The organism is Acidovorax sp. Root275 (assembly GCF_001428965.1).
In the GTDB taxonomy this organism is placed as follows: Bacteria; Pseudomonadota; Gammaproteobacteria; order Burkholderiales; family Burkholderiaceae_C; genus Acidovorax; species Acidovorax radicis.
In genome coordinates, this window is sequence record NZ_LMJH01000001.1 from 1,066,179 (window position 1) to 1,088,195 (window position 22,017).

The window sequence follows — 22,017 nt, forward strand, 5'->3', positions numbered from 1 at the left end:
AGCCTTCGGCGCTGCCAACGCCTTCCCCGTCATCCCGGTTGTCCGGAGCTAGCTGCTTGTCGCAAAGCTGGTAAGTATCGGTTTCCGACGGGCGGTATCAGCCCAGGCTCTCCACATCAACGCCGATCACCAGCTGCGCTTTGAAGAACGCCTGCGTATGGGGCAGTCTCATGTGCAGATCCAGCGCCTCCTGGCTGGAGAAAGTCTCGATCAGCACAAATGCATCGGGATTCGACAGCGCCTGAAAGAATGTGAACTCAAGACAACCGACCTCCGTACGGGTGTGGGTTTCCAGCGTCTGCAGCGCCTCGCGCAAAGCGACGGCGTGCTGCGGTTTTCCAGTGATGCGGGCGAGTTTCCTGATCACGGGAACAGTGGAAATTTCAGGGTTGTGTGTCATGGCATGGCGTCAAGATTAAGGAATGGGCAGGGTCAGGTTCGCAACGATGCGACGCACCCAGGGTGCTACGACGAGGGCAGTGGGAAAAGCCACTGGCCAGGTGGACAGGAAGTTTTTCAGCCATACCGCCGCGAATCCTGGATGAAAGCCTTCGTTCAGAAACAACAGCAGGCCCGACACGACGGACACCATGATGGTGGACAACAGGCCTCCAAAGATGACCGGAGCGTAGCGAGGGTGGAATTTCATTCAATGCACCTTGTGGATTCAAAACATGCGTCTCAAGCGCACCGTCCACAAAGTATTTGCTCATTCGTCTGTGGTTGGTAGAAGATAAAATCGACCTAGTCTCATTCGAAAATGGAATGACCATGGACGTTTTTCGCAGCATGCAGATCATGGTGCGCGCCATCGAGTTGGGAAATCTGTCAGCAGCTGCGCGTGAGTTGGGCGTTACCCAGCCCACAGTCAGCAAGATCATTGCGGCATTGGAACGCGACCTCGCGGTGCGGCTGATCGAGAGAACCACCACGAAGTTCACGCCCACCGAGGCGGGCCAGCGTTTCTACGAGCGCGCCAAACAGATCCTCGAAGAGTACGCCGATGCCCGCGCCGACGCCTGCGGGTTGAGCGCTCAGGTGGCAGGCCTGTTGCGGGTCAACGCGCCGCTTGGGCTGGGAGAAATGCACCTCCACCGGATAACGCAATGCTTCGTTCGCCTGCACCCCAAAGTCGAAGTTGAGTTGGTCCTCAATGACCGCTTCGTCGATCTGGTGGAAGAGGGGGTCGATCTGGCCATCCGCCTCGGTGGTGCACTGCCGGCCAGTGCCGTTGCGCGGGATCTGGCGACATCGGAGCGCTTCTTCGTTGCATCACCCGACTACCTGGCGCAGCACGGCGCGATTGAGCATATCGACGACCTGCAAAGGCACGAGTTCATCCGCTTTGCCTGGTTGGAGTCTGGCGCGACCGTGGAAGTAGCCGGTCCTGACGGGTCGCGCCACATCGCATTGAGAGGGCGGTATTCGATCAACAGTGCCTTGTCGATTCGCCAGTCCGTGTGCGACGGCTGGGGCATCGCGATGACCCCAGCCTGGCTGGTGCAAGACCTGCTGGATGACGGCACGCTGGTACGCATACTGCCGCGCTGGCAGGCGGCGGCCCAGACGCTGCGTCTTGTGTATCCCTCGCGGAGATACCAACCCATGCGTGCAAGAGCCTTCATGGACTACCTGGAAAGCGAAATCGAGGCCGTGCCAGGGCTCACCACCTCGCGGCCCCGCTGCTGATCATTCCACGACACGGCGGGTGGGCGCCACCGCGGGCAAAAACCATGGGCCATGTCCGAAAATGGGGGCTGCGCTCAATATGGGGCTGCGCTCAATGTCAATGCCCCCGGCCGTGCTGAGCGTTTCATACCCATCCCACCGCCCCCAGCACAGCCCCCGCCCCCAGCATCCACAGCAGGTGCAGTTTGGTGCGCCATACCAGCACCACGGTCACGGCGGTCAGCAGCCACAGGGGCCAGTCGGTCGTCCACTCGCCGTGGGCGCGGGCCAGCACCCACGAGGTGGCCAGCAGCAGGCCGATGACCACCGGCGCCATGCCCTGCTTGAAGGCGCGCACGCCGCGCCGCTCTCGGTTGCGGTGGCCCCAGCGGGTGGCGGTCCAGGTGAGCAGGCTGCTGGGCAGCATCACGCCCAGCATGCACACCGCCATGCCCAAAGCGCCCAGCAGCCAGCCGGCCAGGCCGGGGCCGCCTGCGTTGATGCCCACGTTCCAGCCCAGCAAGGCAATGAACAGCACGTTGGGGCCGGGTGCGGCCTGGGCGATGGCGATCGACGCGTTGAACTGCGGGTCGGTCAGCCAGGCCTGGCGCTCGACCAGGAAGCGGTGCATGTCGGGCGCGGTGGCGATGGCGCCGCCCACGGCCAGCAGCGACAGCGACATGTAGTACAGGAACAGGTTGAGCCAGTCGCCCGCGCTCAGGGTCAGCAACGGCGTGGTGAGGGTGGTGGCAGCGTTCATGGCGCGAGCTTTCTCCAGGTCAGCAGGCAGGCCGCACCACCGATCACCGGCAGAATCCAGAGCAGCGGCAGCCTCAGCCACGCCATGGCCACGATGGTCAGCGCCGCAAACGCCACACACAGCGGGCGGCCCAGCGGGTGGTTCCTGATCGAGACAAACAGCTTGATGCCCACCCCGGCGATCAGCCCCGCTGCCACGGCGCCCATGCCGCGCAGCGCACCGGCCACGGCCGGGTGGCTGGAGAACTCGGCATAGACCACGGCCAGGGCCAGCACCAGGACCAACGGAAAGGTCAGCATGCCCGCCAGCGCCGCGAAAGCGCCGCGCAGGCCAAAGTAGCGGTCGCCGATCATGATGCTGAGGTTGACCACGTTGGGCCCGGGCATGATCTGCGCCACGGCCCAGTCCTCGACGAACTCCTCGTTCGTCATCCAGCGCTTTTTCTCCACCAGCTCACGCTGCACCACGGCCAGCACGCCGCCAAAACCTTGCAGGGCCAGCCAGGTGAAGGACCAGAACAGGTCGGCCGGGTTGTGGGGCTGGGGCCGGTGTGGGGATTCGGGGGGCGGGGAGGGCAGATCGGTGGCAGTGGCCATGGAGAAATTTGGTAAAAATGGCCGCTAGCGCTTATCTGGCAAGCGCTAGCAGCTATTAAATCAGGAGTTTTTGAGATGCGCGGCCGGTGGTGCGGCGCATTCGCGCCATGTTACGCGGGCCACGCGGCCTGCGCAGGGTTGCGGGCCTCGCATTGCGGCAAGGCGGGGCCGGTGATTGGCGTCAGCGCCGAGGGGCGCGTGTCGTTATGCTGCGTGTCGGCGCAGCTCGGCGCTTGCGGCCGCTGCCACCTTTTATCGACCTCCCAAAGGATTTCCCGCCATGAAACTCATCCGCTATGGCCAGCCCGGCGCAGAGCGCCCCGGGCTGATCGATGCCACCGGCACGCTGCGCGACCTGTCGATGCTGCTGCCCGACCTGGGCCCGGCCCAGCTCAACCCGCGCACCCTGTCTGCGCTGGCCGCGCTGGATGCGAGCCGCCTGCCGGCCGTCTACGGCACGCCGCGACTGGGCAGCCCGGTGGGGGGCGTGGGCAAGATCGTGTGTGTGGGGCTCAACTACGCCGACCACGCCAAAGAGGCGGGTATGCAGCCGCCCGCCGAGCCCGTGTTGTTCATGAAGGCCGTGACGGCGCTCAGCGGCCCCAATGACGACGTGCGCATTCCGCCCGGCGCCACCAAGACCGACTGGGAGGTGGAGCTGGGCATCGTCATCGGCACCCGCGCGCGCCAGGTGGCCGAGGCCGATGCGCTGCAGCATGTGGCGGGCTATGTGCTGGCCAACGATGTGTCCGAACGCGCCTGGCAGATCGAGCGCGGCGGCCAGTGGGACAAGGGCAAGGGCTACGACACCTTTGCGCCCCTTGGCCCCTGGCTGGTGACTGCCGATGAGGTGCCCGACCCGCACGCCATCGACCTGTGGCTGGAAGTGAACGGCCAGCGTGTGCAGAACGGCAGCACCCGCAACTTCATCTTTGGCGTGCCCACCGTGGTGTCCTACATCAGCCAGTTCATGACGCTGGAGCCGGGCGACGTGGTCCTGACCGGCACGCCCGCAGGCGTCGGGCTGGGGCAAAAGCCCACACCCTGGTTCCTCAAGCCCGGCGACGTGATGCGCCTGGGCGCCACGGGCCTGGGTGAGCAGGTGCAAAAGTGCGTGGGGGGATGAGGCGCCACCATCCGGCAACGCCTGGCAACGGCGCCAGCAGCGCCTGAACAGGCTCTGGATGGGCCGCGCTTATTTGCCCAGCTTGCCGATCAGCAGGTGGTCCTTGGTGCGCCAGCCGGCCTGCTCCGGGGTGCTCACCTTGAAGAGCTTCAGGTCTGCCTGGCTGGAGTGCTTGACGCGGTAGACCTTGAAGCTGGCCTGGTTGGCATAGGCCACAAAGAACCAGATGGCATCACCACTGGCCTGCGTGGCGTAGGCCACCTCGTGCCAGCACAGGTCGGCCTGGCTCTCGTGCGCGACCTCGCACACGCGGGCGTCGGCCTGGTTCTCGTATTTCACTTCCAGGATCTTGGCCATGGGCGTCCTTTTTGGCGGTCGTTCGGGGAAGGGGGTTTTCGGGGCGAGGTATTCACCCCGAAACCTGCGGTCCTACCGGCCAAGGGTACCCAGACTTTGGGCGCGCCAGCCCCGGGTTGCCCTGTAGAGATGTAAGATTTTTCATAAAAACAGGGCCTGGCGCTGGATGGTAAAGCGCTGGCAGCTATTAATTTTGAAGTAAATAGGGTGGCGACGGAGCCACGCCTTGAAGAGGGTTCAGAAGTTCATGGGATGCCAAGGGACACGACAAAAACGTTGCTCCGATTGGCGACATCCGCTGACAGCCCGGGGGGCGGCACCCCGGCAGTGGTGGGCGCGGGTGGCGCGCACAGTGGCCGGATGCGAATGCCACCCTTCCCACCTTCAGTCCGTGTCCCATGACCGCTGAACTGCTTCCCGCCCTGGGCTTTGTGCTGGTCGGCCTGCTGCTGGTCGTGATGACGCTGACCAGCTCCTTCATCGCGCGCGTGCCGCTCAGCTCTGCCATCCTGTACCTGGCAGTAGGCGTGGGCATTGGCCCTTGGGGGCTGGGCCTGCTGGTGCTGGACCCGGTGGGCGATGCCCCGCTGCTGGAGCGGCTGACCGAGATCGCCGTGCTCATCTCGCTGTTTACCGTGGGCCTGAAGCTGGAGCTGCCGCTGCGGGACCGGCGCTGGCGCATTCCGCTGCAGCTGGCTACCGTCTCGATGCTGATCACCGTGGGCGCCATCACCGCCGTGGGCGTGTGGCTGCTGCATCTGCCGCTGGGCGCTGCCGTGCTGCTGGGAGCCATCCTGGCACCCACCGATCCGGTGCTCGCGTCCGATGTGCAGGTGTCAGACCCGCAAGACCGCGACCGCCTGCGTTTTGGTCTGACGGGCGAAGGCGGCCTGAACGACGGGGCGGCGTTTCCGCTGGTGATGCTGGGCCTGGGGCTGATGTCGCTGCACGACCTGGGCGAGAGTGGCTGGCGCTGGTGGGCGGTTGACGTGCTCTGGGCCGTGGTGGGCGGCCTGGGGATCGGCTACGCGCTGGGTGTGGCGGTGGGACGGGCCATTCTGTACCTGCGCATCCGCCACCGCGAGGCACTGGGCCCGGACGAGTTCATGGTGCTGGGGCTCATCGCGCTGGCCTATGGCGTGGCCTTGTTGTGCCACACCTACGGCTTCCTGGCCGTGTTTGCTGCCGGGCTCGCGCTGCGGCGCGCGGCGGCGGAGCCGCTGGTATCCGTGGCATCGCCTGCTCAAGGCGACAACACCGATGGCGCAGCCCCCCTGGCCGCACAGGCGCCGGGCCACATGATGGAGTCTGTCGAGCGCTTCAACGCCCAGTTGGAACGCCTGGCCGAAGTGACCGTGGTGCTGGTGGTGGGCGCGCTGCTCTCGGTGGTGGACTTTGGTGCCGAGGTGCTGTGGTTTGTGCCCGTGCTGCTGCTCGTCATCCGCCCACTCGCCGTGTATATGGGGCTGGTGGGCGCCAAGGTAGAGCGCTCGCAGCGCCGCCTCATCGCCTGGTTTGGCATCCGGGGCATTGGCTCCATCTACTACCTCATGTACGCCATCACGCACGACCTGCACCCGGTGATTGCGCAGCGCCTGCTGGCGATCACGCTGGCGGTGGTGGTGGCGTCGGTGCTGCTGCACGGGGTGTCGGTGACGCCGCTGATGCGGCGCTACGAGACGCGCCGAAAGGCCAAGGCACAGCGGCCACGGTGAGTCTGCCCGCTGTATTCAAACAAAAATGGCCACCAGCGCTTAACCTGCATGGCTTTGTTGCTATGAGTTTTGTGGTTGTTGGGGGCGGTGCACCCCCTCTCGCCGCAGCTCAGAGGCTGAGAGTTTTTTTGCCGAGCCGGAGCGTTTTCGCGTGCAAGGCGGGCATGGATAAAAGACTCTCAGCCTCTCAGACCCAGATGTCGTGACAGGGCACGTGGGCTGGTGACAGGTTGATGTACTGCACCAACCGGGGCCGTGTGCCCCGGTTGGGGCTGGGTCCATGGGGCAGGGCCTGGTGCCAGATCACCAGGTCACCCGCGCCTGCGCCGACGGGTGTGGCGCCCAGCGCATGCAGGTCTTGCTGGCGTGGGTCGGCAGCAGAGGGCAGGTGGGCCAGCCAGTCGCCCGCCCGGCGGTGAAAGCCCGGCACCAGGGTGAGGGCGCCTTGTTCGGGCGGCGTGTCCGTCAGGTACAGGATGCCCTGGGTGGCAAAGGGGATGGGCGGGTGCAGGCTCACATCCCAGTGCATACCCTGGCCCCCGTAGGGGTGGCCGGGGCGCTCCGGCGGGTTGAAGCCGCAGCGGTCGGTGCTGCGCCACAGGTCTGCCGTGCCCCACAGCTGCGCAAATGCCTTGTGGATGCGCAGGGAGCGCCGGTTGGCCTCGAACGCCGGGTGCTGGAACAGCTGCACCATGGTGTTGCGCGGGGCGTGGGCGTACCAGGACGCCGCATCTGCAGGGGCAGCGCGCACGGCCTGCCACACCGCCTGCGCGGCGGCGGCGCTGTGTTCTGGCGTGACGGCCTGGCGCACCACCACATAGCCATGCTCGTCCCAATGCGCCAGGTCGTCCGCATCCAGCACGGGTTCCATCGCGTCGATCCGGGCCTGCAGCTGCAGCGCCGCTTCAGGGGGCGGCCCGCCATCCACAAGCGCTTGAATCCTCGCCACGGTGGCGGCATTGGGTGCGCCCGCTGTGCGCACGATCCAGTCCTCGAAGGCGGCGAACTCCGGGGCCTCGCGCAGCACGTGGTGCATGGTCTGCTCCAGTCCCACGCCCAGCGCAGCCAGCACGATCTGCGTTCGGTGGGCTTCTCCCTGGGCGCCCTCGAACACCACGCCCTGGCGCGCGGCCATCCAGCGTGACCAGCAGCGTTTGAGGTGTGGCACCTGCAGGGCGCCCCTCTCCGCATCGGGCGGCAAGGAGCCAGAAGCAGGTGGCGTGGTGGCTGGCGGGATGTGGGGGAGCATGGGTGCAACGAATCCAAAAACTGGTCGGGGTCAAAAGGTGCGGCCCGGGCCGAACCCTGCCCGCAGGCCTGCCGATTTTGCAGGGTGGCCCGCCATCACCGGGCCAAGGCAACACCGCCTGCAAGCCGCTGCGCCACCACGTTGCGCACAGACTCCGGGGCGTTCTCCAGCAGGCTCGGCCAGTCTTCTTTGGCACGCGCCACCGTATCGCGCAACAAGGCCAGGTGCCGGGGCACGCGCAGCAGTCCGGCGGATTTCATCAGGCCCTCCATGTCATCCCAGGTCAGCGCCCGCAGCGTTTTGTCGATGGCGCGGTTCACCGCGTACTGGTGGTCGGGCACACCATCAAAAAACGCGGCCACACACACCGGGTCGTACACCGGCGCCAGCTGGGGCACGCGCCCGTCGGGGTACACCAGGGCCCAGTTCTTCAGGTGGGCGTCGGTGTTGCCCATCAGGATGAAGGCCACCATGCGCGCCAGGAACTCGCGCGTGTCCAGCACCGGCTGGCGGCTCAGGCGGTTGAGCACGCGCAGCATGGTGGCCCAGTCTTGCAGAGCGCCCTTGCCGTATTTCTGCCGGGGGGTGTAGCCCAGCACCTGGTTGAACTCTTCCATGTGCACGCGGGCGCCGCCGGGCAGGTGGTCAAAACGCTGCACGGCCAAAATTTCGTTGAAGGGCAGGGTGTCGGGCAGGTCCGCCTCGGCGCGGGTGATGACGCGCACGTCAGCACAGTGCAGGCCGAGCGCCTGGCACAGCTGGTAGCCCGTGTACTCGTTGGCCACCAGGTCGGGGTGGGCGGTGGTGGGCAGCTTCAAAATCACGCTGCCCGCTGCGCCCTGGCGGTGCACCGTGTAGCGGCGGCCGTCCTGCACCGCGCTGAACTTGGTGACCACGCCGGGCAGGGACGCCGCGTCTTCGACGGGGAATTCGACAAACCCCGGCTCCAGCACGTCCAGCCCCTGGGTGGTGTGCCAGTGCCGCACCACGTCCGGGATGCCGTCTTGCGCAGGCACGGGCTCCACTTCCAGCGCGCCCATCAGGTCGTGGCCCGCGGCGGCCAGCAGCTCGAACTCGTCGTCGGGGCTGCAGCCGCGCTCGCGCGCCAGGCGGTCGCGGTTGTGGCCTTCGGGCAGCAGGTTCTGGAAGTACACGGGCCAGCGCCCATCGGTGCGCACCAGCCGCGCATCGCGTGCTGATGCCAGGATCTGCTGCGTGGCTGCCTCGTCCGCGCCCTGGTAGCTGAGCGACAGGGTGGGGCGCTGCGGGTTGCGGATATAGCTCTCGTCAAACGACACGCGCAGGATGTCGCCGTATTGCGAGAGGTAGCCAATGGCCTCACGGCGGCTTGCTGTCGTACTTGAATCGCCCGGCGCGCCGTCTGCCTGCGCAGGCCGGTGCAGGTACAGGCGCAGGTAGCGGATGGAGGTGCTCATGGGGTGCGGGCCGGAGGGATGTGCGGGTTGCCGCTGCGGTCAGCGCCGCAGGCCGTCCACCACCGAGGGCGGTGCATCCACACCCTCCGGCTGGCCCAGAAACTTGCCCCCCGACTGGATGAATGCCTCCAGGCTGGGCCGCAGGCTGCTGGGCACTGCAATGATGTCCATGCCCAGCACGCGGGCCATCTCGGCCAGGGTGGAGTAGCGCGGGTCCAGGTCGCCGCCTTCGGTGCGCTGCACCGTCATGCGGCTGAGGCCAGCGCTCTCGGCGAGCTGGGCCTGGGTCATCTGGTGGGCCTTGCGGGCGGCGGCGAGGGTGGGGATAAGATCAGTAGACATGATGCTATTTATACTCTTTTTATTAAATAAGAGTATTTTAATAATCAAAATCCCATACTGAATGCGCTCTTGGCTTTTGAGAAACCACCGTGAGCGAAGGGGAAGGCTGTGGTCCTTTTGCCTTGGGAATCGACAGAGCGGGGAGGCACCCCTCGTTGCGTCCCGGTCAGTGCTCGACGGCCCAGTGCCATGTGCGCCGACCCATCCTGCAGGGAGCGTTGAACCGTGCAGTGGGCTGCCAGTGTCTGCTGCTTTGGCAAAGCCTGCGAGCGTGCTGCATCAGCCAGGCGGTGACGACGGAGTTACGCAGCCACGTAGTGGGGATACCGTGCCCGGATGTCGGCCACATGGCCCAGGGTGCCCGAGAGGTGCGCACGCAGCGCTGCCTGCGCGGCGTCGGGGTCGTGTGCGGCCAGGGCCTCCACGATCGCGCGGTGGTCGCGCACCACCCGCGCCGCTTTGCCCGGTGACGGTAGATCGAGCCGGCGCAGCCGGTCCAGGTGGCCACTGCGCTGGCGCACCAGTTCGTACAGATCCGGCACCCCGGCGGCGTCGTACATCAGGCGGTGGAACGCTTGGTCCGACGCGATGAAGTCTTCGGTATCGGCCGTTGCCAAGGCCGCCTGCAGATCCACCTGGGCGGAGAGTTTGGCGCGCAGCACGGCGTCGTTGGCCAAGGCTAGCGTGCGAACCACTTCCAGTTCGATGGCGCAGCGTAGGAAGTGCGCCTGAGTGGCCGATGCGATGTCGATGCGGCTGACCAAGGTAGCGTGCTGGGGATAGATGTCCACCAGGCCTTCCTCGCTCAGTTTGATCAGGGCGTCACGCACGGGGGTCTGGCTCAGCGCAAAACGTTCGGCCAATTCGGCCCGCGACAGCGGCGTTCCCGGTGCCAGTTCCAGAGAGAGGATGACCTCGCGCAGCCATTCAAAGACCTGAGGGGCTGCTTGGCGGGTCCGGTCGAACTTGTGGAATGTTTTCATGGGGATAAGAGCCGATGCGAGATTTTAGAGGGAGGCAAAATTGACGCACTAATACATTAGTGCTTTAATGCGCCGATAAAACCACATCCCTATGGAGACAAACCATGCACCGTGCCACCCGTCGCCTGACCCTGCTTGCTGCCTGCAGCGCCCTTAGCCTGGCCGCCATCGGCGCGCAGGCTGCCGACTGGCCTACCGCCAAGCCCATCACCTGGGTGGTTCCTTTCGCTGCGGGGGGCTCCACCGATGTGGTGGCCCGTGTGGTGGGGCAAGAGCTGTCGCTGGCCTTGAAGCAGTCGGTGGTGGTCGACAATCGCCCCGGCGCGGGCGGCGTGATCGGCGTTCAGTCCGTCGCCAAGTCGCCCGCAGACGGCTACACCCTCATTGGCGGAACGATCAGCACCCATGCCATCAATGCCGGGCTGTACAAGAAGCTGCCGTATGACCCGGTGAAGGACTTTGAGCCGATCACCTTGATTGCCTATGTGCCCAATGTGCTGATGGTCAACAGCGACCTGGGCGTGAACTCGGTGCAAGAGCTGGTGGCCTGGATCAAGAAGAACCCTGACAAGGCCTCCTATGCGTCGTCCGGTGCGGGCACCTCCACCCACTTGACCGGTGCGCAGATGGCCGAGCTGATCAAGGTGCCCATGCAGCACATCGCCTACAAGGGCAGTCCGCAGGCGTTGCAGGACGTGGCCGCTGGCAACGTGCCATTTCTGTTTGACCAACTCACCGCCGGCATGCCGTTGGTAAAAGCCGGAAAGCTGAAGTTTTTGGCCGTCACCACCAAGGCGCGCTCGCCGCTGGCACCGGACGTGTCCACCACCGCAGAGGCGGGTTTCCCCGGCCTGGACCTGGTGTCCTGGCAGGCCGTGTACGCGCCCAAGGGCACCCCCAAGGACGTGATCACCCGGCTGAACACCGCGATCAACAAGGCGCTGAACGCCCCCGAACTCAAGAACAAGCTGGAGACCCAGTTCGGGATGCAGGTGGTGGGCAGCACTCCCGCCGAGCTGGCCGCCGTCACCCAAAAAGATGTCACCCGCCTGGGCGACCTCGTCCAGAAAGTCGGCGCCACCGTCGATTGATGGCTCGCCCCAGGCTGCGCGGACTGCGCCGGTTGCCCAGTAACCCGGCCGCACAGCACAGCACAACCGATTGTGCGGGCGCTTCAAAGCTGCCGCTCCACGGCTTTTTTGATCGAACCACCCAGCCCTGTTGAAAGAACACGTTTTCATGGCACGCGACACCACTATCACCAGCGTTTTGGTCACGCCCATCGCTTTTCGCGACGGTCCGTTGCTCAACGCAGCCGGTATCCACGAACCCTGGGCGTTGCGCGCCATCGTCGAGATCGAAACCAGCGACGGCCGGGTTGGCATCTCCGAGACCTATGGCGATGAACCGATGCTCCAGATCCTGGCGCAGGCCACGCCGCTGCTGATCGGCCTGTCGCCCTTCGCCCTCAACACCATGGAAGAGCGCGTGCGCGCCACCGTCAAGGCGGTGCCCGGCGCCATCGAGTTTGAGCTGGCGCCGGGCTCCCACGCCATCAAGAACGTACCCAAAGTGATCAGCACCTTCGAGGTCGGCATGCTCGATCTGCAGGGGCAGATTGTTGGCGCGCCGGTGGTGGACCTGCTGGGCGGCAAGGTGCGCGATGCCGTTCCGTACAGCGCCTACCTGTTCTTCAAGTACGCCGAACACATCGACACGCCGTATGCCCCCGACGCCTGGGGCGAAGGCATCAGCCCCGCGCAGATCGTGGCGCAGGCGCAGCGCATGATCGACTTGTATGGCTTTCAGAGCATCAAACTCAAGGGCGGCGTGTTCGAGCCCGCGCACGAGGTGGCCTGCATGCAGGCCCTGGCCAAGGCCTTCCCCGGCGTGCCGCTGCGGCTGGACCCGAACGCCAACTGGTCGCTGGCGACCAGCATCGCTGCCGCCCCGGCACTGGACGACATCCTGGAGTATTACGAAGACCCCACGCCGGGCCTTGCAGGCATGGCCGAACTGGCGAAACACACCAAGCTGCCGCTGGCGACCAACATGGTCATCACCACCATGGAGGACTTTCGCAAGGGCTGCGAAATGGGTTCGGTGAAAGTGCTGCTGTCCGACCACCACTACTGGGGCGGCCTGCGCGCCACCCAGACGCTGGCGCGCATGTGCCGGCTGTGGGGGCTGGGCATGTCGATGCACTCCAATTCCCACCTGGGCATCAGCCTGATGGCCATGACCCATGTGGCAGCGAGCGTCCCCAACCTGACCTACGCCTGCGACACCCACTACCCCTGGCAAGAGGAAGAAGTCGTCAAGGGCGGGCGCATCCGTTTCAACAAAGGCTCGGTGGTGGTGCCGACGACCCCCGGCCTGGGCGTGGAACTGGACCGTGGCGCCATGGCCATATTGCACGAGCAGTACAAGACCTGTGGCGTGCGTAACCGTGACGATTTGACGCAAATGCGCAAGTACGACCCGTCCTTCAGCGGAAAGACCCCGAGGTTCTGAGCCACGTCAGCGCTTCCATAAAATTATTCAAAAATGATAGCTTCTAGCGCTTATCCATCAAGCGCTAGAGGCCAAAAACGTCCTAAATTGACGAACCAGCGGCGCCCTGGGCGTGCATATGTCACTCCTTTGGCGCGGGCAGCACCTGCGCCCGTTCCCCACAAAACCGCAGCGCCTCATCCCCTAACCATTCCCGCACCAGTTCCATCGCCGGGCTGGGATGTGCGGTAGTCACAAACGAATACGCCGCCCGCGACAACACGCTGTGCCCCAGCAGCGGCACCAAGCGCCCCGCTTTCACGTCCTGCAGCACCAGCGCCGCGCGGCCCATGGCAATGCCTTGGCCGGCCAGGGCGGCGCCCAGGGCCAGTTGCGACAGGTTGAACTGCTGCCCGCCTGCCCAGGGCGGCGGTGTGGCGCCCACCTGGGCAAACCAGTGTTGCCATTCTTCATACGTTTCGGCGCCGTCCCAGGCGCTGCCATCGTGCAGCAGCCAGTCGCCGTGCAGGTCTTGCGGCTGGGTGATGGGCGGGTGGCGGGCCAGGAATTCGGGGCTGGCCACGGGGATGAGCCATTCGTCCAGGAACACGGTGGCGTTCAGGTCGCGGTAGCCGCCCAGGTCAAAGCGCACGGCGGCCTCGATGCCATCGCGCACCATGCGGGTGCGGTCCAGCGTGTGGAATTCGCCAAACACGCGCAGGCCGGTGTGCGGGTGCTGGCGAAAGAAGTCGCCCAGGCGGGGCGTGAGCCAGCTCATGGCGAAGGAGGGTGAGCAGCTCAAGGTGGCGGTGGCGGCCTCGGGCGGCTGGCGCATCTGGGCCAGGGTGCCTTCGATGGCGTCAAAACTTTCGCGCAGCACCACGGCCAGCCATTTGCCCTCGGGCGTGGGCACCAGGGCGCGCGGGGTGCGCAAGAACAGCGGGCGGCGCAGCCAGTCTTCGAGCTGCTTGACCTGCTGGCTGACGGCGCCCTGGGTGATGCACAGCTCGGCTGCCGCCTTGGTAAAGCTGCCGTGGCGGGCCGCTGCATCAAAACTGCGCAGCCAGGCCAGCAGGGAAGGGGAGAGGCGAATGTCCATTATTAATACTAATGCTGCGCTCACTATAAATGGCTTGTGACAGTGGCATGACCGGCGAAGAATGCAGGCAAGACTTCAACGAACTGAATGAATCTGTATGACGCCTGCTGAACGAACGCCTGCTATGGATGCGATGCTGGCCAACCATCTGCGCAATGCCCAGCCCGCGCTGTGGACCAACCCGGCCCGGCAGGCGTACCTCCCGGCCGCTTTGCAGGCACTGGGGCGCAGCATTAGTCTGGATGATACGCAGGCCGCCGCCGCCCGGCTGGCCCGATTTGCCGGGTTGCTGGCGGACGTGTTTCCCGAGCTGGCGGCCACCGGGGGCGTGGTGGAGTCGCCCCTGTTGCCCGCCGCCGCACTGCAACCCGCGCTGGGTGTGGCCGAGGGGCAGGGACGCTTGTTCATCAAGGCCGACCACAGCCTGCCCGTGGCGGGCTCCATCAAGGCCCGGGGTGGCATGCACGAGGTGCTGGAGTTTGCCGAGCGGCTGGCGCTGGAGCACGGGCTGGTGTTGCCCGGTGGCGACTACCGCGCGCTGGCCACCCCGGCGGCGCGCGAGGTGCTGGGCCGTTACCAAGTGGCGGTGGGCTCCACGGGCAACCTGGGGATGAGCATCGGCGTCGTGGCATCGGCCCTGGGCTTTCAGGCCACGGTGCACATGTCGGCCGACGCCAAGGAGTGGAAGAAAGACCGCCTGCGCCAGCGCGGTGTGCAGGTGGTGGAGCACACCGGCGACTACGAACGCGCCGTAGCCGCAGGCCGCGCCGAGGCGGCAAGCAACCCGCTGTGCCACTTTGTGGATGACGAGCAATCGTTCTCGCTGCTGCTGGGCTACAGCGCGGCAGCGCTGCGCCTGCAAAAACAGTTGGCAGAACAGGGCGTGGCGGTGGATGCCGAGCACCCGCTCATCGTGTACCTGCCTTGCGGGGTGGGTGGCGCGCCAGCAGGCATCACGTTTGGCCTGCGGCAGTTGCTGGGGCCGCATGTGTTTTGTTTTTTTGCCGAGCCGGTGCAGTCGCCATGCTTCATGGTGCAAATGCTGGCCGACACCACACCAGGGATGGGCGACCACCCCTCGGTGTACGACTGGGGCCTGACCAACCGCACCGAGGCAGATGGCCTGGCCGTGCCGCGTGCGTCGCTGCTGGCCGCCGAGCTGATGCAGCCGCTGCTGTCGGGCGTGTTTACTGTGGCCGATGACACCTTGTTTGCGCAGCTGGTGCTGGTGCTCGATGCCCTGGGCGAGCGCATCGAGCCCTCGGCTGCGGCAGGCTTCAGCGGCCCGGCCATGCTGACGGGCACTACCGCCGGGCAGGCCTGGCTGCGCAGCACGGGCATCGACGCGGTGCTGCACAACGCCACACACCTGGTGTGGACCACGGGCGGCCTGCTGGTGCCCGATGCGCAGTACCAGGGCTTTGTGCAGCGTGGGCGGGCCGTGCTCGCGGCGCAAGGCTGATTGTTGTCATTCCCTGATTCGTCTATCCCCCAACCTTTGTCACCTTTGGAGAGCTCCCCATGAACCGCAAGCAACTGCTTTTGTCGTCCGCCATCCTCTGTGCTTTGTGGGGCGCTGCATGGGGCCCTGCCATGGCGCAAGAGGCTACGTTCCCTTCCAAGCCCATCACGCTGGTGATTCCGTTCCCGCCCGGTGGAGCCACCGACGTGCTGGGCCGCCTCATCGGCAAGAAGCTGGGCGACAAGCTGGGCCAGAGCGTGGTCATCGACAACCGCGCGGGGGCAGGCACCACCATTGGCGCGGCGTATGTGGCCAAGGCCGCGCCCGATGGCTACACGCTGCTGATGAGTTCGGGCACCACCTTCACCGTGAACCCCGCCGTGCGCGCCAAGCTGCCGTACGACCCGGTCAAGAGTTTTGAGCCCATCGGCATTGCAGGGCGCACCAGCCTGATCCTGCTGGCCAACAAGGATGTGCCGGTCAGCGACGTGAAGCAGTTTGTGGCCATGGTGAAGGCCGCGCCCGACAAGTATTCGTACGGCTCGTATGGCGCGGGCACCACGTCGCAGTTTGCGGGCGAGATGTTCTTCCACGCGGCGGGCCTCAAGATCCAGCATGTGCCCTACAAGGGCAGCTCGCCCGCCATGGTGGACCTGATGGGCGGGCAGATCCCGTTCACGGTCGATACGGTGTCGGCCGCGCTGCCACAGCTCAAGGACGGCAAGATCAAGGCCATTGCCGTGACAGCGGGCAAGCGTTCGGCCCTGCTGCCCAAGGTGCCCACCCTGGCCGAAAGTGGCTACCCCGGCGTGGAGATGGACACCTGGCTGGCCATGATGGCGCCACGCGGATTGCCGCCAGCGGTGAAGGCGCGGCTGGAGCTGACGCTGGCGCAGGTGGTGGCAGACCCCGAAACCCGCGACAAACTGATCGCCGTGGGGTTTGAACCGACCTATGCTTCTGCCAAGGCCGTGAGCGAGCTGATCGACAAGGAACTGCCGTTGATGCGCGCCGTCGCGCAGCGTGCGGCCATCACGGCAGACTGATCGATCCCCACAAGGCCAGCAAGAAAAAGGAGACAAATCCGACATGACGACTGCACCTAGCACCCTGGTCGAGCTGACTACCAACGAACTGCGCCACCGCATCGCTACGCGCGAAATTTCTCCGGTGGAACTGCTGGATGCCTGCATTGAACGCATTGAGGCCGTCAATCCATATGTGAATGCCATCACCGCCACCTGCTACGACCGCGCCCGCACCGAGGCCAAGGCGGCCGAGCAGGCGGTGCTGCGCGGCGAGCCCCTGGGCTTGCTGCATGGCCTGCCGCTGGGCGTGAAGGACCTCGAAGCCACGGCCGGGCTGCTGACCACCTATGGCTCGGAGATCTACCGCAGCAACATACCAGCGGAGGACAACGTGCTGGTGGCACGCCTGCGCGCGGCGGGTGCCATCGTGGCGGGCAAGACCAACATCCCCGAGATGGGGGCGGGCGCCAATTCGCGCAACACGGTGTGGGGCGCCACGGGCAACCCGTTCAACCCCAATCTGAATGCCGGAGGCTCGTCGGGCGGCTCGGCCGCTGCGCTGGCGTGCGACATGCTGCCGGTGTGCACGGGGTCGGACACGGGCGGATCGTTGCGCATCCCGGCATCCATTTGCGGGGTGGTGGGCTTCCGGCCATCGCCCGGCGTGGTGCCCAGCTCACGCAAGCTGCTGGGCTGGACCCCGATTTCGGTGGTGGGCCCCATGGGCCGCACGGTGGAAGAAGCCTGCCTGCAACTGGCCGCCACTGCGGGCATGTCGGCGGGCGACCCGCTGAGCTACCCGCTGGACCCGATGAGCTTCTTGTTGCCCGACACGGTAGACCTGAGCCACCTGCGCGTGGCTTATACCGAAGACTTTGGCGCCTGCGCGGTGGACAACAGCATCCGCGCCGTGTTCCGCCAGAAGGTGCAGGCCATGAAGCACCTGTTTGCCCGCTGCGATGCTATCGACATCGACCTGGGCGACGTGCACCGCTGCTTTGACGTGCTGCGCGCCGAAGCCTTTGTGGCCAGCACGCGCGAGGCCTATGAGCGCGACCCCACCAGCCTGGGCCCCAACACCCGCGCCAACTACGAAATGGGCGCTGCCATGACGCTGCTCGACAGCGCCTGGGCGCAGGCCGAGCAGACGCGCATCCTGGCGCGGTTCCAGAGGCTGTACGAAGACTACGACGTGATCCTGGCGCCCACCACGCCCGTATCGCCCTTTGCCTGGACGCAGCTGTTCGCCAGCCACATCAACGGCGAGCCGCAGGCCAACTACTACCGCTGGCTGGCGCTGACCTATGTGACCACGCTCACCACCCACCCCGCGCTGAGCCTGCCGTGCGGGCTGGACGACGAGGGTTTGCCGTTTGGCCTGCAGATCGTGGGGCGCTTTCGCGCCGACCGCCACACGCTGGGCGTGGGCCATGCGATGGAGCAAGCTTTCAAAGGCATTGCCGGGCTGGCCCGCCCACGGCCTGACCTGGCCAAATTGATGCAAACACACGCCGAGCCCGCGCTGACCTCCATCGTCACCGGTGCGCCGGATCCGCGCGATGCCCGCAGCCTGCCGCGCGACGACCGGGCGGTGTCGGCGGTGCAAGTGTCAGCTGTGTAAATCGAGCCAGGAGACAAACCATGCAATCAGTGGACACCATCGTCATTGGCGCGGGCATTGCGGGGGCCTCGGTGGCTTGGCAGCTGGTGCAGGACTTAGTTGGGGGTGAGGGCGCCAGCGTGCTGCTGCTGGAGCGCGAATCGCAACCCGGCTACCACACCACCGGCCGTTCGGCAGCGTTGTACATGGCCACCTACGGCACGCCGAACATCCAGGCGCTGACGCGGGCGAGCCGTGCGTTCTACGACGCACCGCCGCCCGAATTTGGCGCCGACCCCATCCTCTCGCCCCGTGGCGTGGTCTATGTGGCCGGGCCTGACCAGCTCGACCTGCTGAAACAGGCCTATGCAGAAGCCCATGCCATCTCCCCCAACGTGGAATGGGTGGAGCAGGGCGCATTGCTGGCCCAGCTACCGTGCCTGAAACCCGAGGCCGTGGCCGCAGGCATGAGCGAGCCCGAAGCCTCTGACATCGACGTGCACGCGCTGCACCAAGGCTACCTGCGTGGCCTGCGCCAGCGCGGCGGCCAGGTGCTGACGAATGCCGAGGTCACGGCCCTGCAGCGTGAGGGCGACGGCTGGTTGGTGACGCTGGCCGATGGCCGGGTGCTGCAAGCCACAACCATCGTGAACGCCGCAGGCGCCTGGGCCGACGTGGTGGCGGGCTTGGCAGGCGTGCCGCCCATTGGCCTGGAGCCGCGCCGCCGCACCGCCTTCACCTTTGCCGTGCCCGAGGGCATGGACGCCACCCACTGGCCTGCCGTAATCGGCATTGACGAGAGTTTTTACTTCAAGCCCGATGCGGGCCAGCTGCTGGGCTCGCCCGCCAACGCCGACCCGACGCACCCGCACGACGTGGTGCCCGAAGAGCTGGACGTGGCCACGGGCATTTATCACATTGAGGAAAAAACGATCTTCCAGATCCGCCGCCCCTCCCATACCTGGGCAGGCCTGCGTTCGTTTGTGCCCGACGGGGACATGGTGATCGGCTGGGACAATCACGTGCACGGTTTCTTCTGGCTGGCCGGGCAGGGCGGGTATGGGATTCAAAGCGCGGCGGGTGCCTCGCTGCTGGCCCGCCAGCTATTGCGCCGCGAGCCGTTGGCCGAGGAGCTGGTGCGCGAGGGTGTGGTGCTGGAAGGGCTCTCGCCTGCGCGTTTGCGTTGATCTACCTGCGCAAACGGAGGATGCTTGGGGCCTTGAAGAAAAGGCGCTCAGGCGAAAGTGTTGACGTTGGTGCCCAGGGTCCCACTGGTGGCCAAGCCGGGCTGGGGCATGGATTGCTGCATGGCGTCGATCATGGTGGCGGCAGATACGGCCTGCATGTCGAGCGCCTTTTTGAGCACCACCATGTTCAGGGCATCCGACGTCTTGGCACTGGCCAGCGCGGTGGCGGTGTTGACGATGCTGTTGGCAAGGGCGACGTCCATGGTGATTCCTTGGGGTGGTGGTTTGGTATCGGCAGTTTGGGTAGCGGGCTTAAGGGGTGTTACATCTTGGGGCCGTCGCAGTAGCACTTACTCCAGTGCCGCCACACCAATGGCTGTACACGCAGCCAAATCAGACTCGCGCCCCTCGGGCAATTGCCGCGCTGTATCCCGCAGCGCGGTGCGCAAGCCTTCTTCCAGCGTGGGGTGGTAGAACGGCATCCCCAGGAGGTCGTGCACGGTAAGTTTTTGCTGGATGGCCAGCGCGAGCAGGTGGGCCATGTGTTCACCTTGCGGGGCGCACATTTCGGCGCCGAGCAGGCGGCCGGTGGCCTGGTCTGCGTGGATGCAGATGCGCCCGTGGTTCTGCTGCGATGTGCGGGCGCGGCCCTGGTTGTCAAAGCTGGTGGTGCCAGTGACTGTGTGGGCGGGATCCATGTCGGCAAAGCGCTGGCCCACGGTGGCGATGTTGGGGTCGCAGAACACAATGCCCAGCGGGGTGCGGCGCCGAAAGCGAGTGGGGGAGGCGGCCAGGGCGTTCATGCCTGCAATGTGGCCCTCGTCGGCAGCCTCGTGCAGCAGGGGCGCGCGGGTGGTGGCGTCTCCCGCCAGAAACACGGGCAGGTTGCCGATCTGCTGGGTTTGTGGGTCTACGGAGGGCATGCCGCGTTTGTCCAGTGGCACGCCCAGAGTGTCCAGGCCCAGGTGCTCGATATTGGGCACCCGGCCCATGGCGGCGATGACCTGGTCCACCACAACGCGGTGGGGGCCGCTGCTCACTTCGATGCCGCCGGGCACTTCGCGCAGTTGTGCTTTGGCGCCCATGTGCAGCACCATTTCTTGCTTGAGCAACGCCGTCAATTCGGTGTTGAGGGCGGGGTTGCCCAGGCCCGCCAGGGTGTGGCTGGTGGTGAAGGCGGCCACCTGCAATCCTAGCCGGGCCAGCGCCTGGGAGATCTCTACGCCGATGGGGCCCATGCCGATCACGGCAATGCGGGGGCCGAGGGTGGGTTGCTCGAACAGGGTGTCGGTGGTGAGCATGCGGTCGCCGAATGCCAGCCATTCTTCTGGCACGCTGGGGCGTGACCCGGTGGCGATGATGATGCTGCGGGTGGGGTAGGCGGTGCCGTCGATGTCCACGGAATTGGCCCCCAGGAGGCTTGCGCGGCCTGCAATGCGGGCGCTCCCCAGGTCGTCGGTGGCCTTGATGGCGCCGGCCACAAAGTTATCGCGCAGGGCACGCACACGCTGCAGCACTGCGGGCAGGTCGGCCGTCAAGGCGTTGGCGCCCCGCAGTCCGAATTCTTCAAAGGCGTGGCGCAGGTGAAAGGCGTTGGCCGCCTCGATCAGCGCCTTGGAGGGCATGCAGCCCACGCGCGCGCAGGTGGTGCCCCAGGGGCCTTCGTTGACGATGAGGTAGCGGTCCGTGCGTTTGCGCACTTCGCGCAGGGCGGCCAAGCCTGCAGTGCCTGCGCCAATGATGATGGTGTCGAGCGGTTGGCTCATGGGGGTTCTCCTTGGAAGCCCGGTAAAACTCTGAGTGTGGCGGCCTGCCGGCGGAGTGCTTGTAGGCGCAAAGGCATTTGTTCTGGACGCTGCCCCGGGTCTGCCCGGGCTTTGCTGGCGGGTTCAGGCCTCGGGCTCGGTCCAGCCCACACGGCCCTGGCCCTGGTTGTTGATGCGCAGCACAAAGGCAGTGGCCCGGGCCTCGGGCAGCCGTAGCTGCAGCGTGACAAGCGTGCCGTGCTGTACGCCTACCAGCTCGGCAGCAGCCGTTTCGATCTCTCGGCGCAGCAGGCCCTCCAGCGCATAGGGCACATGGCATTGCAGCGTTTTCATGCGCTGCAGCGTGACCTTGGGGGCGGTGAGCAGTGCCTGGGCAATAGTGTCGGTGTAGGCGCGCACCAGTCCACCCGCGCCCAGCTTGACGCCGCCAAAGTAGCGCACCACAGTCGCTTGCACGCCTTCCAGGTCCTGGTGGCGCAGCACGTCGAGCATGGGGCGACCGGCTGTGCCGCCGGGTTCGCCGTCGTCCACCGCGGCGGACTGGCCGCCCGCCAGCAAGGCCCAGCAGATGTGTGCGGCGCCAGGGTGTTGCTTCCACAGTGCATCCACGGCAGCCTGAGCACTGGCGCGGTCGGCCATGGGCTGCACGCAGCCGATGAAGCGGCTCTTCTTGATGATGAGTTCACTGTGCGCAGGCACAGCCAGGGTGTAGGGCATGGGGCGCCGAGTTTAAGGCGCGGCCCGCGGGGCCAAAACGTGACGGAATTCACGCCCGCTGCGTCTTGTAACAATGTTGATCCAGCGCAGGCTGTTGTTTGTGCGTTCTGTCACACATGGCATTGGCTTGTGTTCCTACACTGGCGGCTTGTTGATGTGGCCTACGCTCGTGCTACCAATTTGAAAGCACCCAGGCCATTAAAAGAGGAACACCATGTTTGCCACGCCTTTCTCCGCCCCGTTGCCCGCCACCCTTGTCAGCCATGTATTTGGCCGCTTCATGCCGCAGCGCGTGCAGCCAGGTGTGACGGATGTGGTGGTTGCGCCCGTGCTGGCAACGGCGGCCACGGATGACGATGCCATCCCGGACCTGGCCCAGCGGGTGCGCGAAGTGGGGGAGTGGTAGCCGCCCCGTCTGCCAGCCGGCGGTGGC

The 22,017-nt window shown here is 65.9% G+C and carries 23 protein-coding genes; 10 read left to right on the top strand and 13 right to left on the bottom strand.

Going from position 1 to position 22,017, the window contains the following annotated elements:
• Positions 1 to 97: 97 nt before the first annotated feature.
• Together ASE52_RS04840 and ASE52_RS04845 are read right to left on the bottom strand one after the other, a co-directional pair.
• Complete coding sequence (locus tag ASE52_RS04840) at positions 98 to 400, bottom strand: putative quinol monooxygenase (protein ID WP_241776921.1); 303 nt, start codon at positions 398 to 400, stop codon at positions 98 to 100.
• A gap of 15 nt (positions 401 to 415) precedes the next feature.
• On the bottom strand, positions 416 to 649 hold the full coding sequence (locus ASE52_RS04845) for a DUF2798 domain-containing protein (protein ID WP_010458512.1): 234 nt from the start codon (positions 647 to 649) through the stop codon (positions 416 to 418).
• Between the two features lie 122 nt (positions 650 to 771).
• Here ASE52_RS04845 and ASE52_RS04850 point away from each other — a divergent pair, with 122 nt between their 5' ends.
• On the top strand, positions 772 to 1,689 hold the full coding sequence (locus ASE52_RS04850) for a LysR family transcriptional regulator (protein WP_057225216.1): 918 nt from the start codon (positions 772 to 774) through the stop codon (positions 1,687 to 1,689).
• Positions 1,690 to 1,813: 124 nt separating this feature from the next.
• On the opposite strand, the gene ASE52_RS04855 is transcribed toward ASE52_RS04850, so the two are convergent.
• On the bottom strand, positions 1,814 to 2,428 hold the full coding sequence (locus ASE52_RS04855; protein WP_057224201.1) for a chromate transporter: 615 nt from the start codon (positions 2,426 to 2,428) through the stop codon (positions 1,814 to 1,816).
• Positions 2,425 to 3,024 (bottom strand): chromate transporter, encoded by a 600-nt coding sequence (locus ASE52_RS04860; protein ID WP_057224203.1) that lies wholly within the window; start codon positions 3,022 to 3,024, stop codon positions 2,425 to 2,427. Before ASE52_RS04860 ends, ASE52_RS04855 begins: the two co-directional genes overlap by 4 nt.
• A gap of 280 nt (positions 3,025 to 3,304) precedes the next feature.
• Here ASE52_RS04860 and ASE52_RS04865 point away from each other — a divergent pair, with 280 nt between their 5' ends.
• Positions 3,305 to 4,150 carry a fumarylacetoacetate hydrolase family protein gene (locus ASE52_RS04865; protein WP_057224205.1) on the top strand — a complete coding sequence of 282 codons (846 nt, stop codon included), beginning with the start codon at positions 3,305 to 3,307 and terminating at the stop codon, positions 4,148 to 4,150.
• 69 nt (positions 4,151 to 4,219) lie between these two features.
• Here the strand turns inward: ASE52_RS04865 and ASE52_RS04870 are convergent, their stop codons facing one another.
• A complete protein-coding gene (locus ASE52_RS04870; protein ID WP_010458504.1) occupies positions 4,220 to 4,507 on the bottom strand; it encodes a DUF6150 family protein in 288 nt (95 codons plus the stop codon).
• 398 nt (positions 4,508 to 4,905) lie between these two features.
• On the opposite strand from ASE52_RS04870, the gene ASE52_RS04875 reads away from it, so the two are divergent.
• Complete coding sequence (locus ASE52_RS04875) at positions 4,906 to 6,222, top strand: sodium:proton antiporter (protein WP_057224208.1); 1,317 nt, start codon at positions 4,906 to 4,908, stop codon at positions 6,220 to 6,222.
• 187 nt (positions 6,223 to 6,409) lie between these two features.
• On the opposite strand, the gene ASE52_RS04880 is transcribed toward ASE52_RS04875, so the two are convergent.
• The 4 genes from ASE52_RS04880 to ASE52_RS04895 all read right to left on the bottom strand — a co-directional run bounded on the left by ASE52_RS04880 (position 6,410) and on the right by ASE52_RS04895 (position 10,232).
• Positions 6,410 to 7,471: a phytanoyl-CoA dioxygenase family protein gene (locus tag ASE52_RS04880; protein ID WP_241776922.1), complete on the bottom strand. Its 1,062-nt coding sequence runs from the start codon at positions 7,469 to 7,471 to the stop codon at positions 6,410 to 6,412.
• A 95-nt stretch (positions 7,472 to 7,566) separates the two neighbouring features.
• Complete coding sequence (locus tag ASE52_RS04885) at positions 7,567 to 8,907, bottom strand: HipA domain-containing protein (RefSeq protein WP_057224210.1); 1,341 nt, start codon at positions 8,905 to 8,907, stop codon at positions 7,567 to 7,569.
• Positions 8,908 to 8,946: 39 nt separating this feature from the next.
• Entirely contained in the window at positions 8,947 to 9,249 is a 303-nt protein-coding gene (locus tag ASE52_RS04890; protein ID WP_010458494.1) for a helix-turn-helix transcriptional regulator, read from the bottom strand.
• Between the two features lie 302 nt (positions 9,250 to 9,551).
• The gene (locus ASE52_RS04895; RefSeq protein WP_057224212.1) at positions 9,552 to 10,232 is read right to left on the bottom strand and encodes a GntR family transcriptional regulator; all 681 of its coding nucleotides are present in this window, start codon (positions 10,230 to 10,232) and stop codon (positions 9,552 to 9,554) included.
• Positions 10,233 to 10,336: 104 nt separating this feature from the next.
• Between ASE52_RS04895 and ASE52_RS04900 the strand changes: the two genes are divergently transcribed.
• Positions 10,337 to 11,323, top strand: coding sequence for a tripartite tricarboxylate transporter substrate binding protein (locus ASE52_RS04900; protein WP_057224214.1), 987 nt, complete (start codon positions 10,337 to 10,339; stop codon positions 11,321 to 11,323).
• A 148-nt stretch (positions 11,324 to 11,471) separates the two neighbouring features.
• A complete protein-coding gene (locus ASE52_RS04905) occupies positions 11,472 to 12,746 on the top strand; it encodes a glucarate dehydratase family protein (protein ID WP_057225220.1) in 1,275 nt (424 codons plus the stop codon).
• A gap of 121 nt (positions 12,747 to 12,867) precedes the next feature.
• Here the strand turns inward: ASE52_RS04905 and ASE52_RS04910 are convergent, their stop codons facing one another.
• The gene (locus ASE52_RS04910) at positions 12,868 to 13,824 is read right to left on the bottom strand and encodes a LysR substrate-binding domain-containing protein (RefSeq protein WP_057224217.1); all 957 of its coding nucleotides are present in this window, start codon (positions 13,822 to 13,824) and stop codon (positions 12,868 to 12,870) included.
• A gap of 97 nt (positions 13,825 to 13,921) precedes the next feature.
• Here ASE52_RS04910 and ASE52_RS04915 point away from each other — a divergent pair, with 97 nt between their 5' ends.
• Genes ASE52_RS04915 through ASE52_RS04930 form a run of 4 tightly spaced genes read left to right on the top strand, consistent with a single transcriptional unit; the run spans position 13,922 to position 19,101 of the window.
• Complete coding sequence (locus ASE52_RS04915) at positions 13,922 to 15,286, top strand: D-serine ammonia-lyase (RefSeq protein ID WP_057224219.1); 1,365 nt, start codon at positions 13,922 to 13,924, stop codon at positions 15,284 to 15,286.
• A gap of 59 nt (positions 15,287 to 15,345) precedes the next feature.
• Positions 15,346 to 16,332, top strand: coding sequence for a tripartite tricarboxylate transporter substrate binding protein (locus ASE52_RS04920; RefSeq protein WP_057224221.1), 987 nt, complete (start codon positions 15,346 to 15,348; stop codon positions 16,330 to 16,332).
• A 43-nt stretch (positions 16,333 to 16,375) separates the two neighbouring features.
• On the top strand, positions 16,376 to 17,935 hold the full coding sequence (locus ASE52_RS04925) for an amidase family protein (protein ID WP_057224223.1): 1,560 nt from the start codon (positions 16,376 to 16,378) through the stop codon (positions 17,933 to 17,935).
• Between the two features lie 20 nt (positions 17,936 to 17,955).
• Entirely contained in the window at positions 17,956 to 19,101 is a 1,146-nt protein-coding gene (locus ASE52_RS04930) for an FAD-dependent oxidoreductase (protein WP_057224226.1), read from the top strand.
• Between the two features lie 47 nt (positions 19,102 to 19,148).
• Here the strand turns inward: ASE52_RS04930 and ASE52_RS04935 are convergent, their stop codons facing one another.
• The 3 genes from ASE52_RS04935 to ASE52_RS04945 form a co-directional block, all read right to left on the bottom strand.
• On the bottom strand, positions 19,149 to 19,364 hold the full coding sequence (locus ASE52_RS04935) for a YjfB family protein (protein ID WP_010458461.1): 216 nt from the start codon (positions 19,362 to 19,364) through the stop codon (positions 19,149 to 19,151).
• Between the two features lie 87 nt (positions 19,365 to 19,451).
• Entirely contained in the window at positions 19,452 to 20,867 is a 1,416-nt protein-coding gene (locus tag ASE52_RS04940; protein ID WP_057224228.1) for a dihydrolipoyl dehydrogenase, read from the bottom strand.
• Between the two features lie 123 nt (positions 20,868 to 20,990).
• A complete protein-coding gene (locus ASE52_RS04945) occupies positions 20,991 to 21,584 on the bottom strand; it encodes a YigZ family protein (RefSeq protein WP_010458459.1) in 594 nt (197 codons plus the stop codon).
• Between the two features lie 214 nt (positions 21,585 to 21,798).
• Between ASE52_RS04945 and ASE52_RS04950 the strand changes: the two genes are divergently transcribed.
• Positions 21,799 to 21,990, top strand: a complete 192-nt coding sequence (locus tag ASE52_RS04950) for a hypothetical protein (protein ID WP_010458458.1) — start codon at positions 21,799 to 21,801, stop codon at positions 21,988 to 21,990.
• Positions 21,991 to 22,017 lie beyond the last annotated feature (27 nt).